The organism is Chitinophaga sp. Cy-1792 (genome assembly GCF_011752935.1).
Taxonomy (GTDB): Bacteria; Bacteroidota; Bacteroidia; order Chitinophagales; family Chitinophagaceae; genus Chitinophaga.
The window spans coordinates 661,680-680,982 of sequence record NZ_VWWO01000001.1 but is presented as its reverse complement, the minus strand read 5'-3'; the positions used below and the strand labels follow the sequence as shown (position 1 = coordinate 680,982).

At 40.3% G+C, this 19,303-nt stretch carries 14 protein-coding genes and 1 tRNA gene; 8 read left to right on the top strand and 7 right to left on the bottom strand.

Going from position 1 to position 19,303, the window contains the following annotated elements; all coding sequences use genetic code 11:
* Positions 1 to 75 precede the first annotated feature (75 nt).
* On the bottom strand, positions 76 to 273 hold the full coding sequence (locus F3J22_RS02855) for a hypothetical protein (RefSeq protein ID WP_167014089.1): 198 nt from the start codon (positions 271 to 273) through the stop codon (positions 76 to 78).
* A gap of 246 nt (positions 274 to 519) precedes the next feature.
* On the opposite strand from F3J22_RS02855, the gene nadA reads away from it, so the two are divergent.
* Complete coding sequence (gene nadA / locus F3J22_RS02850; RefSeq protein WP_167014087.1) at positions 520 to 1,527, top strand: quinolinate synthase NadA; 1,008 nt, start codon at positions 520 to 522, stop codon at positions 1,525 to 1,527.
* 2,776 nt (positions 1,528 to 4,303) lie between these two features.
* Here the strand turns inward: nadA and F3J22_RS02845 are convergent.
* The gene (locus F3J22_RS02845) at positions 4,304 to 4,540 is read right to left on the bottom strand and encodes a FeoA family protein (protein WP_167014085.1); all 237 of its coding nucleotides are present in this window, start codon (positions 4,538 to 4,540) and stop codon (positions 4,304 to 4,306) included.
* 155 nt (positions 4,541 to 4,695) lie between these two features.
* On the opposite strand from F3J22_RS02845, the gene ybeY reads away from it, so the two are divergent.
* The 4 genes from ybeY (at position 4,696) to F3J22_RS02825 (ending at position 9,203) form a co-directional block, all read left to right on the top strand.
* A complete protein-coding gene (gene ybeY / locus F3J22_RS02840; protein ID WP_167014083.1) occupies positions 4,696 to 5,124 on the top strand; it encodes an rRNA maturation RNase YbeY in 429 nt (142 codons plus the stop codon).
* 234 nt (positions 5,125 to 5,358) lie between these two features.
* Positions 5,359 to 5,967, top strand: coding sequence for a hypothetical protein (locus tag F3J22_RS02835; RefSeq protein WP_167014081.1), 609 nt, complete (start codon positions 5,359 to 5,361; stop codon positions 5,965 to 5,967).
* A gap of 100 nt (positions 5,968 to 6,067) precedes the next feature.
* Entirely contained in the window at positions 6,068 to 7,936 is a 1,869-nt protein-coding gene (gene mnmG, locus F3J22_RS02830; RefSeq protein ID WP_167014079.1) for a tRNA uridine-5-carboxymethylaminomethyl(34) synthesis enzyme MnmG, read from the top strand.
* An 832-nt stretch (positions 7,937 to 8,768) separates the two neighbouring features.
* Complete coding sequence (locus tag F3J22_RS02825) at positions 8,769 to 9,203, top strand: hypothetical protein (RefSeq protein ID WP_205195137.1); 435 nt, start codon at positions 8,769 to 8,771, stop codon at positions 9,201 to 9,203.
* Here the strand turns inward: F3J22_RS02825 and cls are convergent, their stop codons facing one another.
* A complete protein-coding gene (gene cls, locus F3J22_RS02820) occupies positions 9,204 to 10,682 on the bottom strand; it encodes a cardiolipin synthase (protein ID WP_167014077.1) in 1,479 nt (492 codons plus the stop codon).
* Positions 10,683 to 10,815: 133 nt separating this feature from the next.
* Entirely contained in the window at positions 10,816 to 12,960 is a 2,145-nt protein-coding gene (locus tag F3J22_RS02815) for an alpha-galactosidase (protein WP_167014075.1), read from the bottom strand.
* A gap of 549 nt (positions 12,961 to 13,509) precedes the next feature.
* On the opposite strand from F3J22_RS02815, the gene F3J22_RS02810 reads away from it, so the two are divergent.
* On the top strand, positions 13,510 to 13,896 hold the full coding sequence (locus tag F3J22_RS02810) for a hypothetical protein (RefSeq protein WP_167014073.1): 387 nt from the start codon (positions 13,510 to 13,512) through the stop codon (positions 13,894 to 13,896).
* 125 nt (positions 13,897 to 14,021) lie between these two features.
* Positions 14,022 to 16,427, top strand: coding sequence for an ABC transporter permease (locus F3J22_RS02805; protein ID WP_167014071.1), 2,406 nt, complete (start codon positions 14,022 to 14,024; stop codon positions 16,425 to 16,427).
* A 62-nt stretch (positions 16,428 to 16,489) separates the two neighbouring features.
* Here F3J22_RS02805 and F3J22_RS02800 read toward each other — a convergent pair whose 3' ends face one another.
* Together F3J22_RS02800 and F3J22_RS02795 are read right to left on the bottom strand one after the other, a co-directional pair.
* The gene (locus tag F3J22_RS02800; protein WP_167014069.1) at positions 16,490 to 17,761 is read right to left on the bottom strand and encodes a hypothetical protein; all 1,272 of its coding nucleotides are present in this window, start codon (positions 17,759 to 17,761) and stop codon (positions 16,490 to 16,492) included.
* A gap of 243 nt (positions 17,762 to 18,004) precedes the next feature.
* A complete protein-coding gene (locus F3J22_RS02795; RefSeq protein ID WP_167014067.1) occupies positions 18,005 to 18,166 on the bottom strand; it encodes a nuclear transport factor 2 family protein in 162 nt (53 codons plus the stop codon).
* A 128-nt stretch (positions 18,167 to 18,294) separates the two neighbouring features.
* On the opposite strand from F3J22_RS02795, the gene F3J22_RS02790 reads away from it, so the two are divergent.
* Positions 18,295 to 18,870, top strand: coding sequence for a hypothetical protein (locus tag F3J22_RS02790; protein WP_167014065.1), 576 nt, complete (start codon positions 18,295 to 18,297; stop codon positions 18,868 to 18,870).
* Between the two features lie 342 nt (positions 18,871 to 19,212).
* Here the strand turns inward: F3J22_RS02790 and F3J22_RS02785 are convergent.
* Positions 19,213 to 19,285 (bottom strand) — tRNA-Phe (locus F3J22_RS02785).
* Positions 19,286 to 19,303 lie beyond the last annotated feature (18 nt).

Sequence of the window (19,303 nt, the reverse complement as noted above, 5' to 3'; positions counted from 1 at the left end):
TATCCTGTCTGGCTTATTCACATTTGTGTAAAAGTCTGATTTTGAAATCCACAGAGATTTGTGAATAAAACAGGCTTAAATGCGTTGCACACCGTTTTTGGCTTTCGAAGACTCCCGTCCCGTTTTTTTCCACATTTGATGTGTAAAAACCCCTGTAAAACGTAAAATAAGGTGGGAAAACATGCCCTTGTCCACAGGTAAAACTAAATTTGTTTTTTTGCCAAAAGTTTGCCTTTGATTTTTAAAATGTGGATTGTGGATTGTTAACCTCATCTTTCAACATTTTCCTAATAGGGTGTACAACGAAAAGATTTACACGGTTAACGATATCCACGTATGTGGATGAAGCGTACAAAATGTAGTATTGGCGCGGAAATAGCGTGTTAATTTAATGTGGATAGTGATGTCAAAAAGAATAACAACTACATTTGTATCAAGGTCAGAAATTTAATTTCCACATATTCACAGCCCTAATAGTAGTGGGTTTTTCTTTTTAAATAAATAAATAGATATATAGATATGATTACGGAATTAACCACCGCAAAAAAAAATTTGCAACACAACGGATTTTTGGATATATCGGTGGATCCAGCTTTGGACTTGTTCGCGGCGATCGAAGATTTGAAAAAGCGGAAGAATGCCATCGTCCTCGCACACTATTACCAGGAACCGGATATCCAGGATATTGCCGACTACATCGGGGATAGTCTGGGCCTTTCTCAACAGGCTTCCAAAACTGATGCCGATATTATCGTATTTGCCGGTGTTCATTTCATGGCAGAAACCGCTAAAATCCTCAGTCCGCAGAAAAAAGTATTGCTTCCGGACCTGAAAGCCGGTTGTTCACTGGCCGATAGTGCGCCACCAGAGCTGTTTAAGAAGTTCAGGGACAAGTATCCGGATCATATCGTGATTTCCTACATCAACTGTTCTGCAGGTATCAAGGCGCTCAGCGATATCATCTGTACCTCGTCAAATGCTGAAAAAATCATCGAAAGCGTTCCTAAGGACCAGCCGATCATTTTTGCCCCAGACAGGAATTTAGGCGCTTATTTGGTCAAAAAAACGGGAAGAGACATGGTTTTGTGGAACGGCGCCTGCATGGTACACGAGATTTTCTCCCTGGAAAAGATCATGAAACTGAAGGTTCGTCACCCGAAAGCCAAGATACTGGCCCATCCGGAGTGTGAACCAGCAGTTCTTGCCGTTGCCGACTATATCGGTTCCACTACCGGTATCCTGAAATATGCAAAAAAAGACGATGCGAAAGAATACATCGTTGTTACCGAAACAGGTATTCTTCACCAGATGCAGAAAGAGAACCCGGATAAAAGTTTTATTCCGGCTCCGCCTAACAACGCATGTGCTTGCAATGATTGTCCACATATGAAACTGAACACACTGGAGAAACTTTACCTGTGTATGGAGTATGAGTTGCCAGAAATCCACATGGACGAGACTTTACGTATTACAGCAAAAAAGCCTATTGACAGAATGTTAGAAATTTCAGCTGCAGCAGGGCTCTAAGCAATTGATTTACAATATCATTTGAGTTATCAACATAATTCACATTTTTTAAGACCATGTAATCACATTACATGGTCTTATTTTTTTGAGCGCTTTTTATTTTAATAATCAATTAGTTACAAGGTTATCAACCAGGTTGTTCCCAAAATATTTCCCCAGCTACTTCACAGTAATTATTACATCTGCACATAGTTGTTCACAAATAACATTTTTACAAGGCTCTTTTTTCAAAAATGAGGGCGCTGAGAATTGAATATTAATTTTCTCCCTTGGTATACCTCAGGAAAATAAAAAATATTGAATTCTCAGCGCGTGTTCAAAGCGCTGAGAATTGATTTTATAGATTGAGTTTTACTCACTGATCAGTATATTATCCCCATACGCGCTAAGTACAACTCATTATAAGTGTGCTGAGAATTCAACAGATGTGAATATCTCGGGGATACCCTTCTATATTGAGTTTCAGCTGATTCTTAAGCCATTCGTTTTTATTTTCAGAAGAAAATTTTAGTTGTATTACAAGCTTTTATACACATATGCACATTTACAGTGGATGTGGATATCCTTAAATATTCACCTGGTTATGCACAATGGCTTTACAAGAAAGTTGAATTTGAATTTTTGAGTCCGCTGTGAGTAGAATATTTAAAAAAATCCTGTGGTTACCCCGTGTTTTAATTTTTTATGCGATTCTCACAGCATAGGTAATAGCGTGAGAATTATTGTCCCATTGGTATCTGGTCAGTTTCATTTTATTCGCGCGATTCTCAGCGCCTTCGGAAGGCCGTGAGAATTCAATATTTGGAATCGTCTTTTATCTGATTAATGAAGGTATTTTTTATGCAATTCTCGAGGGACAATGAGCGCGCTGAGATTTACATATTTTTCCCTTTTATGAATTCAAAGTTGTTGAGAGAAAATGAAGTCATTCTCAGCCGGTAGCTTGTGCGCTGAGAATTGAATATTTAATGAATCGTCTGCATAATGTCCGGGATAGCATTCTGATAGCATAAAGGAAGGTGCTGAGGATTCAATTTTTTCTTTTTTTCCGTGGTTATGCCGGGATTTTAGAAAATTTCGCGTTGTGGGAAGCTTTGTAGTCTGCCTAGAATAGCATAGAATTTTTTGATCCTGTCAGATATAAGGGTGGTGATTTCTGAGCGCCTTTAAATTTAATTTCCTCTTTTCTTCTACTTAATCCACAAAATTGTGAATAACCTGGTACGAAGTGCTTTTTATAAATTTTTTCGGATTCTTTAAAGTAGAAATGTGAATAAGGTGAGTATCAGTAAGGATTTCAAAATTTTTTTTTGATTTTTTCTTTGTTAGATGTGAATAAACCTTTGTCTATAGTGATTTTCAAAAATTTTTTTAATTTTTTATAGTGGATATGTGAATAAAGTGAGTACCAGCAATGATTTTAGAAATTTTTTTGATTTTTTTCTCCAATAGATGTGAATAAACCTTTGTCTACGGTGATTTTCAAAATTTTTTTTTGAATTTTTATAGTGGATATGTGAATAAAGTGAGTACCAGCAATGATTTTAGAAATTTTTTTGATTTTTTTCTCCAATAGATGTGAATAAACCTATGTTTACAGCGGTTTTCAAAAAATTTTTTTGATTTTTTCTGATGGATATGTGAATAAAGTGAATGGGAGTAAGGATTTTAGAAATTTTTTCTGATGTTTTCTCCAATAGATGTGAATAAACCCTTGTCTACAGCGGTTTTCAAAAAATTTTTTTGATTTTTTATGCTGGATATGTGAATAAAGTGAGTACCAGCAATGATTTTAGAAATTTTTTTTGATGTTTTCTCCAATAGGTGTGAATAAACCCTTGTCTGCAGCGGTTTTCAAATTTTTTTTTATGATAGATATGTGAATAAAGTGAGTACCAGCAATGATTTTAGAAATTTTTTTTGATTTTTTCTCCGATAGATGTGAATAAACCCTTGTCTACAGTGATTTTCAAAAATTTTTTTTGATTTTTTATAATGTATTTGTGAATAAAGCGGGTGTCAGCGAGGATTTGGGAAAACTTTTTACAATTCTTCCTGGTTAGATGTGAATAAATCCTTACCCATATTGATTTTCAAAAAATTTTTTTTGAATTTTTACGATGTAGATGTGAATAAAGCGGGTGTCAGCGAGGATTTGGGAAAACTTTTTGCAAATCTTCTTGGTTAGATGTGAATAAACCTTTGTCTACACTGATTTTCAAAATTTTTTTTTGATTTTTTCATGCTGGATATGTGAATAAGAGGGGAGCTAGTAATTGATTTGAATATTTTTCTCATTATTTCTCCGCTTAGATGTGAATAAATCCTTGTCTACACTGATTTTCAAAAATTTTTTTTGAATTTATTTGCTTCGGATGTGTATAAAATGAGCATTAACCTGTGATGGCAATGAATCTTTCTGATTTCCCTGGTATGCTTCTGGTTCCTCACTGCATTATTTGTGATTTTTAACCCTTGGAACGGCTTTATGGGCCATATATAGGAATATTATTGCCTGGCGAAGTCTGAGGGGCTATTTACGGCGTTATTTACCTTAAATAAAGGATCCTGAAGGAACAAGAGGGATGTTGGTAAATGGAGTTCTCTTTAGCAAGAAATAATGGTACTAAGTAGTTGCTTTCACTATCCTGCCGGTGCGCTTGGTATATTGGTATGTGTGATTAGTGTGGAAGAGAAAAGGAGGAATTATGGGGATATAGACTCCGGGAACATGAAAAAAGTAAATGAAAATTCGGGGTATAAAAAAGGTAGAGGATTAAATTTCCTCTACCCAAATATGATCAGCTTCTGTTTTTCGGAGCGACAAGTTATAACCTGCTACCATGATAGAAATTGGATCTCCGAGCGGTGCGATTTTTTCGATCTTCACTGTTTCGCCAGGTACGCAACCCATTTCCATCAGTTTGATATGAAGATCATCTTTTTCAAACTCTATTATCACTGCACTTTTACCTGTAGCAAGTGAGGACAATTTAATAATGCCATTTTTCATTATCTAAGAATTGGTCCGTTTAAACTTTATTTCGGCATCGGGGAACATTATATGAATGATACAGCAAAGTTACCTCCGATGTAGCAATATGCAAAAAGAAACATTAGCTGCTATCATTTTTCACTTTACTTTTACATCAATTTTAAGATAAATCAATGGCAATACACTTTAATGATCATGAGGTAAAGTCGGGATTAAAGAATAAGACCCGTCTGAAGAAGTATCTGGCTGACTTGTTTAAAAAGGAAGGGCAAGGGCTTAGTGGATTGAACTATATTTTTTGCACTGATGATTATCTGCTCGATATAAATAAGCAGTTCCTGAATCACGATACTTATACCGATATCGTCACTTTTGAAATGTCAGAAGATCCTGCCATTACAGAAGGTGAGATTTATATCAGTTTTGACAGGGTGAAAGAAAATGCGGCTAAGTTTGATGTTTCTGTTGAGCAGGAATTGCATAGAGTTATTTTTCATGGCGCCTTGCATCTCTGTGGTTATAAAGACAAGTCTAAAAAAGACAAGGAACTGATGACAGAGAAAGAGGATGAAAATATCAAGCTCTACTTTAAGAAGGATTAATTCATAAACTTCTCCAGAAGTTGGAATGTTCCACGTGAAACATTGTATAGAAATGTTCCACGTGGAACATTTTTCTTTGCACGAAGAATAACGAAGCATCCTAATTTCCCTTCCCGATATTCACCCTAATGCTGACCAGGTTACCCAGATTTTATTATTCTTGCTAACTCATCCTTTTCCATTATTTTAAAATATCTTTCTGGAAATTTATCCTATTACCTTAAACCTTATTCGATGGGTTCTTACCTATTTTCCTATGCTGTAAATTATGAGCGACTAAAATCTGCATGTGGCTCCAAAGAAGAAACCCTAATACTGGAGATTCAAAAAAGCCCTCGCTTTGAGCGATACAGTAGAAAGGAATTGCCGGTACTAAATATGCAGCAGGCATTGAAACAAATTATTGATGGATATCAACCTAAAGATTGGGAAGCTGCCGCTTCATTTTGGTATGCATTTATTGCAATGGCCGATTACTTTGGGGAGCGTTTGCAATTCAATCATGAAATTAAGCTCCATTATGAAACAGACTTAATTGACAGGTATCTGAAGGAAGACTTCCAAGTTGAGTTTAATAGTTTGCGAACATTATTAAATGGGAAGCTTTCAAATGATCTTCCTCCAGGTTCCCAGGATGGTATTTATAATGGGGTATTGAAAGAAGATGAATTACTTAATCTCCGGAATAAGCTGGAACATATCTCGATAACAGACGAACGACTAAAGGAACTGGAAGACGAGGATTTTGAAAAAGAGATGGCTTATGATTGCATCCGGCAATTGCAGAAGCATGTAAATTATTGCCTGGCTAATAATTTATCACTGGTTGTGTTTGCTCATTAAATTCACCCTAAAACACCTTTTGAAATGTTCCACGTGGAACATTTCACTTTCTCCCAACAATCTCCTTACTTCTATGTAATTTTGCACTTTCAATTTTAATATGTTTCCATCATACGATATAATAGTTGTAGGTGCAGGGCATGCGGGATGTGAGGCTGCTGCCGCTGCTGCTAATATGGGCTCGAAGGTTTTGCTTGTTACAATGAACATGCAAACGATCGCCCAGATGAGCTGTAACCCGGCCATGGGAGGAATCGCCAAGGGCCAGATTGTTCGTGAAATTGATGCGCTGGGTGGTTACTCAGGTATTATCACGGACCAATCCATGATACAGTTTCGCATGCTGAACCGTTCCAAGGGACCTGCTATGTGGAGTCCGAGAACGCAGAATGACCGCATGTTGTTTGCTGCCAAATGGAGAGAAGCTTTAGAAAAAACGCCGAACGTAGATTTTTACCAGGACATGGTAAAAGGTCTGCTTGTTAAAGACGGAAGATGTCATGGTGTTATTACCGGTCTGGGTCATGAGATCCAGGCAAAAGCGGTAGTACTTACCAACGGTACTTTCCTGAACGGGGTAATCCATATCGGAGAAAAACAATTCGGCGGAGGCCGTGTAGCTGAAAAAGCTGCCACCGGTATCACCGAACAACTGGTTTCTCTCGGATTCGAAAGCGATCGCCTGAAAACAGGAACGCCTCCACGTATCGACGGCCGTAGTCTCGATTACTCTAAAATGGAAGAACAGAAAGGGGACGATGAAATCGTTGGTTTCTCTTACCTGAATGTTCCTAAAATAAAACCTGAACAACAGAGAAGTTGCTGGATCACTTATACCAGTGAAGCGGTACATGAAATGCTTCGTACCGGGTTCGACAGGTCTCCGATGTTCCAGGGTCGTATCCAGGGAACAGGACCTCGTTATTGCCCAAGTATCGAAGATAAAATCAACCGCTTCGCCGAGAGAGAAAGGCACCAGCTTTTTGTTGAACCGGAAGGTTGGGATACAGTAGAAATCTATGTAAATGGATTCTCTACTTCGCTGCCGGAAGATGTACAAATGAAAGCACTGAAAATGGTTCCGGGATTTGAAAACGTTCGTATGTTCCGTCCGGGATATGCGATCGAGTACGATTATTTCCCACCTACCCAACTGCAGTTTTCTCTGGAAACAAAACATCTGCAAAACCTCTTTTTCGCCGGCCAGATTAATGGAACCACCGGATATGAAGAGGCCGCTTGCCAGGGCTTAATGGCGGGTATCAATGCCCACCTGAAAGCAACTGAACAGGATCCATTTGTGCTGAAAAGAAGTGAAGCCTATATCGGTGTACTCATCGATGACCTGATCAATAAAGGCACAGAGGAACCATACAGGATGTTTACCTCCAGGGCAGAATTCAGAACCCTGCTTCGTCAGGATAATGCTGACCTCCGTCTTACTGAGAGAAGCTACAAAATGGGACTTGCATCAGAAGAAAGAATGCAGCGTGTACAGCAGAAAAAAGAAGGCGTGGAAAAAGTGAAAACAATCCTCCGCGACCTGTCTATCGAACCTGCTGAAATCAGTGATCTGCTTCATGCTAAATCTTCTGCTCCATTAACACAGAAACAAAAAGCACATCAGATTCTGCTGCGCCCAGGTCTGGATATTATTTCTATGAAGAACGAAGTACCTAAAATTGCAAAGGCACTCGAAAACTTCGATACAGAAATTTTAGAGGAAGCAGAAATCCAGGTGAAGTACGATGTGTACATAGAAAAAGAAAATGAACTCGTACAGAAGATGAGCCAACTCGAAGATCTCATTATCCCGGATTCATTCGACTATGGAAAATTGGTTTCACTGTCTGCCGAAGCAAAACAGAAATTCAATAAAATCCGTCCACGCACTTTAGGACAAGCCAGCCGAATCAGTGGCGTTAATCCAAGTGATGTACAAATTCTTATGGTGTACATGGGTAGATAAAATCTCAACATAAAAATTGTTAAGAGGCCAGGTAAATTTTACCTGGCCTTTTTATTACACACAAATGCAGTTTTGTTAAAAAAAACGCCAAAATTGCTAAAAAGTGGCCTTCAGAAATAGGGTAAAATTGAAAGATCGATTATTGGCTGAGTACTTGTGTTCAAAATAGGGGTGAGGTGCTAAAAAGGGCTAAAAATGGCTGTTTTTGAATAGGGATTGCTTTAAGACAGGGGAAGGAGACCTTTAAAAGGACTTTGTCCAAAAATCAGTGGAAAAATCAATTCGCCTGCCATTTCCGAAAATTTTGATTCAGGTTCAGAGGCAAATTTTACTGCCGGGGTCTTTATCTAAAAAGTCGGACTAAAAATTCTTCCGAATAATATTTACAGATAATCCTGTTGAAATTATCCCCCCGAAAAAAAATGCGTTTCTCTGAAAAAATAAGTGAGCAGGTATTTCACGTTAATGCATAAACGAAATAAGGCAGCTGTCTTTCTACCCAATAAATTCAATTTCTCCTACCAATACCATCCGTGTCAATCATCTCCCGAAAATCTAAAATAATTACTGCAACAGATTCATGGCGAGCATATCTCCCATAAAGCAATCCCTATAATTACCACCTATAAAAATCCACTGATCGTGGCAAAAACCGGACAGTTCCACCTTTGTTTCTATATCCTCCTTTTATAACGGTTATTTAATGGCAGATAACGCTTATAATCCGCCACCACAGCGGTATGTGAACAATCCTCCAACTGCATTGTTATTTTTTCAGCCAGACTTCCCTATGTGGCACAATATTCTTTCTGATCTTATAAAACTTAATTGTATGGCACCTAAAAAAACTAATCCTCCGAAACAAAGCGACGATAAACAAAAAGGAAAAAAGAAGAAGGAAGAATTTCCTGGTTATCCCGAATATCCTGCAAGTGAAGATATTATGAATACGGATAACAGAGATAATGAAGTAGATCTTGATATGGATGAGGTTACCCGTTCTTTCCGGCACAACAGTGAATTACCGAATAAGCCAGGAAAAAGTCCTTCCAAAAGTGATGAACAGGACGAAACCTGGAGACAGGATAAAGTAGGCGATGACCTGGATGTTCCCGGCTCAGATCTGGATGATGAGGAAGAAGAAATCGGCGCCGAAGATGAAGAAAATAATATCTATAGTATTGGCGGCGACAGGCACGAAGACCTTGAAGAAACCAACGATGATATTGTGGAAGATGATGAAGATTTTGAAGAAGAAAAATACTGATTACAACAATGGCGTTAATAATCTGCAAGCACTGTCCATGAAGCGTTTCAGGGGATTTCTCTTATTCCAGCGCGTTTCCTGGACAGGCGCTGCGTATAACAGGTCCTCATCAAAAATTCTGTTTAGTTTTTTCGCTGTTTCTTCATCATACATCATCGCTCCAATTTCACAATTCAGGTAGAAGCTTCTGTTATCAAGATTGACAGAGCTTATCCAGGATAAGTTATCATCTATTACCATTGTTTTTGCGTGTATAAATCCACGAGTATAGAAGTATACTTTTACACCTGCCTGTAGTAAAGGTTTCAGATAAGATAGTGCTGCATGCTGCACGATAAATGAATCTCCGCGATAAGGCAATAATAACTCCACATCTTTACCGGCAAGCGCGGCAACCTGTAAGGCAGATAATATCTGATCCGTAGGAATGAAATAGGGATTGGTAATGCGTATCCTGCGCTGGGCAACGTTTATAGCCATCACCATCGTATTCATTGCCATCGGCCATTCAGAATCAGGCGCACTCGCCACGATATCCGTAAAACAAGTACCAACACAGGCAGAGCGCTGAAAATATGGATATGCAAAAGGAAAAACTTTCTTACTGCAATAACGATAGCTCATCAAAAATTGGAGCTGTAAAATATTCACTGCATCACCAACAATTTTCAGATGTGTATCGCGCCAGAATAATTCATGTTTGCCGTTGTTGAGATAACGATCATCCATGTTAATTCCACCAACGAATCCAACCGTCCCATCTACAACAATTATCTTTCTGTGATTTCTGTAATTGGCATTTACGTAAAAGTTGATGCGAACAGGCGCGAAGGCGTAAACTTCAGCACCATGTTGTTTTAGCAGCTGAGGTATCTTCCCGATATGGTTGCTGCCCATGTCATCATAAATGAATCTTACCTGTATACCTTGCTGTAATTTTTCCAGCAGAATACTGAGTAATTCTTTACCAATATCATCATCTGTAATGATGTAATATTCGAAGTGTATATGATGTTTTGCATTACGCAATGCGTTGAATACTTCCGGGAATTTTTCTTCACCATTCACCAGGATTTTCACCTCGTTATTTTTAGTGAGAATAGATTGATGGGTATTCAGCAGCATAGCAGATATTTCCTGCTTCTTTCCCTGCAGTTGACGGAGTTCCAGCTGCATCTGTTCCAGTTCTGCACGTTGCATCTGCATATAACTCTCAAACAACACTTCATCCTTGGTACCTTTTAATGTAAACCTTCTTTTCTTCCTGTAATCTCTACCCAGATAGTAGTAAATGATCAATCCGAGTACAGGAACGAAAACCAGCAGCATGATATAAGCAATAGCTTTCACCGGATTCCGGTTTTCCATTAGAATAGTAAAGACCACACCAATCAATGTCAGCGTGACAAGAATAGTGCTGCCCATTTTCATATATGGGTGCCAGTCGATACTATAGATAAATGAATAAAGCTGTTGCAAGGATGTTTCTGTTTAATTAATAACGCAGGGAACGAAAAATGGTTATGAAGGTACGAAACCTATATTAACGTAAAATGAAAAGGTCCCTCTCTACACTGTAGAGAGAGACCTTTTCACGATATATTTTCACGGATTATTCTGCTGTAATTTCCAGTATGTTACTGGTCAGTGCAACGGCGCGTGGCACCAGGTTCAAACCGACATTCATCAGGTAATCACCGCTGTATGTCTGATTAAATTTCAGTGCTGAATTTGTACCCGGGAAGAGGTTAATTTCTTTGATGGTATATTGTTGCTTAGGGTCCAGGCCTTGCAGCTTTACATTTTCAAATAATTCCTTTCTTCTAACATTCATCTGATAATTAAACACGATCGCATGTTTTTTATCTGTACTGTTATATTGGAATACAGCGCGCTCTTCCTCATACGGCGAAATAATTCTGTACATATCTCCATACCATACTATATCACGTATACGGTTATACGTAGTTACAGCATCGTGAGAGAATTGCATTTCCTTATCTGTAAATGCATCTACCTTGATATCATAACCGAGCTTACCCATCATGGCAACATCGGTCCTGAATTTCAGTGATTGCTTGCCCCAGTTGGTAACGTGGGCCGACATAGTATTTGCAGGGAAGAAATGTGAATAACCATATTGAATGAAGATACGTTCCAGGCCATCTGTATTATCACTTGGCCAGAATTCGGTAAAGTATTTCATGGCGCCATAATCGGTCCGACCGCCGCCACCAGAGCAGAGCATGATAGGCAGGTGTGGATATTTGGCTCTTACTCTGTCCATTACTTTATAGAAAGCGCGAACATAATCGATGAAGAGATGTGATTGTTTTTCTTTCAGGTATGGGGAATAAGGATTGGTGAGCATACGGTTACAATCCCATTTGATATAGGCGATACCGGGATTTTCGGAAAGTGTTTTATCTACGATTCCGTATACGAAATCCTGTACGGCAGGATTAGTGAGATCCAGGACCAGCTGGTTTCTGTAATAGTTTTCGCTTCTGTTTGGCAGGCGGAGGATCCAGTCGGGATGTTTGGTATACAGTTCACTTTTCGGGTTCACCATTTCAGGTTCCAGCCAGATACCGAATTTTACGCCTTGTTTTTCGGCTTCTTTAACGAGGTAGCCCAGGCCTTGCGGGAGTTTGGCTTTATTAGGTTCCCAGTCGCCGAGTCCGGCATTATCAGCATTACGTGGGTATTTATTGGCAAACCATCCATCATCGAGGAGGAAGAGGTCTACACCCAGTTTGGCGGCGCCACCAAATAATTCGGTAAGGCGTTTATCGTTGAAGTCCATGCCGGTGGCTTCCCAGTTGTTGAGCAGGGTGAGTCGTGGTGTATGTCCATCGAGGATACCATATTCCACTGCCCAGTGGTGGAAATTGCGGCTAGCCTGTCCTTTACCGGTGGTGGAAAGTGTAAAAATGAGTGCCGGCGTGGTAAATACTTCATTCGGCTGAAGCATATAATCGGAGGCATAGGGATTAATACCGGCGTTTATATGAAGAGCATTCAGCTGATCTACTTCAAATGCGAACCTGAAGTTACCGGTCCATGCCAGTGTACCTGCGATTACTTCACCGCTGTTTTCTGTTGCAGGTTTATCCACAGCCAGGAGGAACATAGGGGACTCGTACATATTGGCTCTGGTACCGAGTTTACTGTCCAGTATTTTCATACCGGGCGTGAGTTGTTCTTCTACCATATTAACTTCCCGGGCCCAGTCGCCATGAAATTGGGTAAGGTAATATTTATCTGCGTTGAGGTGCAGCATGGAAGAGGAGTAGTCTGTCAGGCGTACCGGTTGTTTTTCGGAATGTTTTATTTCGCTCCATGCTTTGATGATATCTTCTTTATAATAGCTTTCGAAGTGGAGTATAACGTTTACCGGGTAAACGGGATCCTTCAGGTAGATATCCACATCGGTGACGTTATTATCTTTTTTGGTAATCTGGTGAGATTGGTATTTTAATTCCAGGGAGGGATTACCATCGTTATGGATAAGTCTGATGGCGGGTTCCAACAGGCTTTCCATGCCGGCAGTGACATAAGCTTCCTGCGACGATTTATTGAGTGTATCGCTATTTTCGGGAGCTAATTTTTTACCCAGGTAACGTTGGATGAGTCGTCCCTGGTTATTGGTGGTGAATACGAGGCTTACATTGCTGGTCGTGATTCTTATCGGCTGATTTTGTGCATAGGTGGATGCAGAAAAGAGTACCAGCAATAACGTGGTGAATTTCTTCATGGTATTATTTTTTCTAACGGCGGATTAAGTGTATAAAGTACAAATAAAGAATAAGTAATTCAGATAAGCTAGTGAAATATTATCCGGAGGTGATTCAAAAAGATGACTTTCTGCGTATATACTATATAGTGAGTGTATCTTTTTTGTTAAAAAATATTTAATCATGAGTTTGTTAACATCCAGTAAAGGATTGGCGGTTAAGAAAGGCGTAATTTCTGGTTATAACACTGATGATAGTTGGTGTTATGCTAGATAGATTTATATGGGAAAAATCCTTTAAAAACAGCGCATGGTCTGGACGAGCACTAATCGGATTCGAATACCATTGTTTTTAGCCATTTTGGCCATAACAACTGAAAAAAAACCTATTCTGGAAACAAGTTTCTCCCACACATTATGGTTAACCCGAACAGAATCTTTGTATTAATCAATCTCCCTAACTCAGGGCATTTTGATACAGTTGTAAGAATATTCGGCCGGAAAAACTTTTTCCCGCTTAAGACTCCTTTTATTGCTCCGCGTTTTGGCGCGCACAATAAATTTGCGGTGATGGGTACGAATAACTCACGATGTACTACCACAGAATATATTGCAGAGCTAAACAAGGTGTTGGCCAGTCATACACAGCTGGGTGTACATTTTGTCCTGAATCTGGCCTTGTATCTTGAAGGGCCGCATGATATCAGTGACGTTATTCAGGTTCTGAACAAACAGTCTTATAGCGTACATTATTTTGTACTGGTCCATAATTACAAGGATGACAGGAAAATTACCGGTGAAATGCAGGCGGAGCTGCAAAGAATGATAGGGAGAGGAAGTATGCATACGGTGGATATGCTGGTAAAGAATTCAAGTATCCGTATGGAGCAGCGGTCGGCCGAGGTCACGGAAATAATAGGTGATATTCTGAATAAGAGTGTATTTTATCCTTTGTAGTCCTGTACACGGATGAACAGCTGTTGTACGTAAATGAACACGTGCAACCGAGCAAACTGTTGATTAACAATTAGTTATAGCTGGGCATTTTTTTCGTGGAGGGAGGCAGGCTAACAACAGATAAAATGTGGAAGAACTATTTTATAGTGGCCTGGCGGAATTTATCCAGGCATCGGTTTTTTACGCTCATTAATATCCTGGGTCTTTGCACGGGATTAACCTTTCTGTTCCTGATTGGCGCGTATATATGGGGGGAGTATACGGTAAACAACAACTTTCCGGAGAGCAACAGAATTGTTCAGCTGCAAAGCAAGTGGAAAAATCCTGATGCCGGCGTGGAGCTGGCCACTGTAGGAAATCTTGCAAAAATATTGCAGGATAACTACCCCTCATTGGTAGAAAAGGTTTATTGTCATGATGGCATTAATACCGTTATAACGGTAAAGGATAAACATTTCCGCATAGGATTGCAGCTGGGAGATTCCACTTTTCTGGATGTTTTTAAGCAGCCATTACTGGCAGGAGATCCACGTACGGCCATGGTGGCCCCTAATGCCGTATTGATAACGGCGAATAAAGCAAAACAGTTCTTCGGAACAACCGACGTACTTGGCAAAACGCTGAAGATACAGTCGTTTGATGGCAACAATAAAGACTTTGAGATAACCGGTGTATTGCAGGACCTGCCATTTAATACAGTGACAAATTATTATAGTCCGGGAGATGAGGTATTTCTGGGCCCTGCAGCCCTAAAATATTTCGGCCGGTACGCCGGCTTCACAGCCTGGCAGAACCCTTACATTGTTTCCTATGTGCTGTTGAAGAAAGGAGTAGCTCCGGAACAGCTTAATGCAGCGATCAGCACTGTGCTTCAGCAATATGCCCCCGGAGATATATCCTCCCGGCTGAAGGTCGTGCCCATGCCATTGCAAAAGTGGTACATGAAACAACATAACGGCCTGGCACTGAAAATGGTGCTGGTATTTGGCATAGTAGCATTCTTTATTCTGTTGATGGCCCTGATAAACTTTATTAACATCACGATAGGAAATTCTGCCGGCAGACTAAAAGAAATTGGTGTAAGAAAAGCGATAGGAGGCCTACGCTCACAACTTATTATTCAGTTGTTGCTGGAATCCATCCTGGTGGCGGCAATTGCCAGTATATTTTCCCTCGTATTATTTGTCGTTTTAAAGCCTGTTTTCGGGCAGTTAACGGGCAGGGTACTACCAGGCTTCCAATCCTTTCCGATATGGTTTATAGGCGTTCCTATTGCGATATTGTTGCTAACCGGATTGCTGGCAGGCATCTACCCCGCATTTTTCTTATCTGCACAATCATCTGTAAAAGCCTTAAAAGGTGGAACACTAAAAATAAAAGACCGGTTATTATTACGCAGGGGACTGGTAACAGTTCAGTTTGCAACAGCCATGATCGTCTTTGTTGCAGCCATCACCATACAGCAGCAGGTAACGTATTTCATGAACAAAGACCTTGGCTACAACAGGAACAGGTTGATAACAGTAAAGCTACCCCGTGACTGGACCCCGGAAGGGGTTGCACATCTTAAGCTGATGAGAGATGAAATGCGTAGCCTCTCTGCCGTGAAAGATGCAACGTTTTCCTTTGAATTGCCGGACGGTGCCAATGCAGGGTCTATCATGCTGTATAAACCTTCGGCAGACTCTACTTCCGCCATTACCAACCTGACATTCACAACAGATGAACGATACCTGCAGACCTACAATATTAAAATGGCTGCCGGCAGTTTTTATCAGGGAAATGCTGCTGATGCGGATAAGATTGTTATCAATGAAGCCGCAGCCCGTGCTTTAGGATGGAGTGACCCCGAAAAAGCCATCCATCAGTATCTCCGGCAATATAATAACAGCATGCCCTTACAGATTAGTGGCGTAACAAAGGATTTTCATCCGGGATCATTGCAGGCAGCAATTTCTCCGGTCTGCTTTCTGAGTGTTTACCAGCTGAATCTCTATAATTATCTGACCATCAGATTAACCGACGGGCCGCTATCTGCATCTGTTAAAGCCTTAGAAGATAAATGGCAGCACTTATTTGCTGAGCAGCCATTTGAGTACCGCTTTATGGATGATGTGCTGGCATCGTTGTATGAAAAGGAAACACAGATGCTGCGGGCGGCAAGGTTATCAACCGTAATAGCTTTACTGATGGTTGTATTGGGTATCACCGGTATGACTGCTTTAAGTATTACTGCCCGGAAAAAGGAAATGGGTGTAAGAAAAGTACTGGGCGCATCTGCCTTTAATATATTGAGTCTGTTTATGAAAGAGTTTTCGCTGGTGATGATCATTGCCAATATGATTGCGTGGCCTTTAGGATGGTATATGCTACAGCAATGGCTGAACGGGTATGCTTACAGGATAGAACTGGGGATCACCCCTTTTGTTGCAGTGGTAATGTTTGTAGTGGTACTGGTTACAATGATAGTAGGAGGGATGACGCGGAATATTATCCGGATTAATGCAGTAGAAAGTCTTAAATCGGAGTAACAATAAAAAGCCAGCAGATTGAAGATTCAATCTGCTGGCTTTTAATAGTATAACAATAACCTTTACTGAAGGAATTGTACCAGTTTATTATTGACAAAATGAAGCGAGCGTCCTTCTTTATATACCCAGATTTCTACTGCCTGGTTTCCAACAGCCTTACCTTCCATGTAATCTAAAGGCCTACCCCATGCAGATTCACACATATCTTTCGTCATGCCTATTTTTACCTGTCCAGCCGCAATCAGTGCCCCATTTACAGGTCCATATTCTTTGATCATTTCCGCCTTGAATTTTCTCACGTCATTAGCCGTTCTGATCTCACTGGATTTTTGAGCGGCGAGTTTCGCTGCTGCCAGCTGCTTATCTTTCTCTTTCTGTGCCAGGTAACTTTCATCTGTATAAAGGTTCGCAATCGCAAGATCTCCTGACCAATAATCCTTGTTAGGGTTTGCTGCTATTTCAAGTCCGGCTTCGTCTTTCAGTATGACATACAAAGCAGCATACTTAAAATCTTTATTCATCAGGAACGTAACATCTGTACAATGCCATTTTTTGTCAATGGCATAGGTGTATTTCTCGTTATCCAGCCTATTGAAGTACAACTTTGTGTGGTTAGTGTCGCTTTGGTACATGTGAAGGTCTGTATTAAGATAAGTGGTACGTAGTTTCGCGAGGTAGCCATTTATGACAATACCATAATCTCTTTGTTTGTTGACATAAAACTTCCAGAATATTACTTCGTTCGCCGCGTCCTTTAATTCAAAATCATAATAAGAGGCCCTTTCGTTTTGCGTAAGTTTAGCATTAGTAATAGTAAAGGACTTATTTTCCAGGGAAGAATAATTGGTGTAGTACCTTACCGTTTCTTCCATCCTGTTTACAACAGAAATAGGTTTGTATAAATTAGTTGGCCCTATAATTTTATTACCAGGATCACTAGATTCCCTTTGAGATGAATTATCCAGTACCCGGATACCTTTGAATGATTGCTTGAGAAATCCCTTTACTTCCTCCTTTGCAGCGGGCGTCTTTACAGACGTCGCTTTTGTAAAAAACTCTGACATAAGGGTATCGGCAGGATAAATGGGTTCTTTGCCCCTGTTAAGCTGCAAAAATGTGATTTGCTGGCCTATAAGAGAAGCAGGATCTGTAAACACCATTTTATCTTCCGTATTATTTGTATTTGTGTGGATATAATCCACAAGGGCGGATAGATTGTAGGTGCTGTCATACTTCTTTAAAGGCATTGTGTTGCTATTGGCATCACGGTAGGTAACCTGGGAAAATGCAAAGCAGGCAGGCAGTAACAGGCCGATAGTTAATAGATACTTCATAGTGGGTGTAATAGGTAAACAGATACAAGTCTGGGATGAACCAGTTATGATCAGTAATTTATTTTAATTGTATAAAACACTTAGGGATTTCAATATAAATATATAGGTATTAACATAAATAAAAAAAGCAGCTCATTATGAACTGCTTGCTGTCTTCGGGGAAAAAAGGAGTGGGGAAATATCTACTCTGTGCAGATCGGGGAAGAAATAAGTTTGTAAGATGGAAGCATGAAGCCGTGTCCCTTATTTCCTGGCTTCCACCACTGCCAGGTTGTTGACGATCCGCCATTCATTATCCGTATCCAGCACAAGCGAATTGTAAGAGACAAAATAATTTTCTGAACTTTCCAAGCGTAGTTTCACCATGGCGATAGTGCTATTCTCTTCTATTGATTCAATTTCCATTTTTCTGGACGGGCCTCCGAAAATTCCCTCCCGTATATTTTGCCGGTATCTTTCTTTGCCGATAATACAGATGTCAAGAACTAGGGGAACCTGTATCTTTAGCAGCTGAATCCCTAAAAACAAGAACTATGATCAGGAACATGTACTGTCTGCTGGTTGTGATGGCCCTTTCTCAGCCTTGCCTATCTCAAAGCAACCCTAAACAGCTAAAGACTGTAGCACCCGCAAAGCGTGAAATGTCTTTGATCGATAGCATTTTGGCGAAGTCTGGTACTCCCGTGAAACAGAAAAAAATAGCAAGTCCCATCTCAGACCTTGACCGGTTATATGCGAAGTATAAGGATAAGGAAACTGTTACAATCTTTAGCGCCGGGGAGGAGGTCACGGCGAACATTGAAATCGTTTATAACGATGATGATAAGCCCAAAGCGATCATTCTATCCGGAGAAAGTTACAATAAGCCATTGCTAATGCGGATTAAGGATAACCTTATCGCTCAGAAAAAACAGGCAGGATACCAATACGTGGACAACTTTTCCTATTTTGAAGGTAACCTGTATCAGAAAGGAAGCATGTATGCGAAGTATTTGGTACAGGATGAATTTTCAAGCGAGCTTTTGATTAATAAGACGTACCAATTCCGCTTTGAGGTGGGGGATACCAAGCGGGCAGGAAGCGGAAAGACGGAAACCTTTACGTTCTAAAGTAAATCAAGACTACAAGGACAATGGGGGCCGCTCCTTCAGTCCATTCATAAACAATATTCGGTGGTACGAGGAGCCTGATCTGGTGCTATACCTGTAAGCTGATGTAATTAACACAAGGAAGGAGACAGGAGGAGTTCCTCCTGTCTTTTTCGTCTCCGGGAGTTGCTGACAAAGTGAGACAGCAAATGAGACAGCGGAGGCATCAAAACGACCGGGATCACATAAGACAACCATATTCACTCACCAGCTCGCCGCTGCACGGTGCGTTCTCTTTGAACATCCGTATCACCGGGAGTTACGGGCATAAAAAAAGGCCACTTTTCAGTGACCTTTTTTGTGTGGTGTGAGCCGGGATCGAACCGGCGACACAAGGATTTTCAGTCCTTTGCTCTACCAACTGAGCTACCGCACCATCTTTATTTTGTGCCCC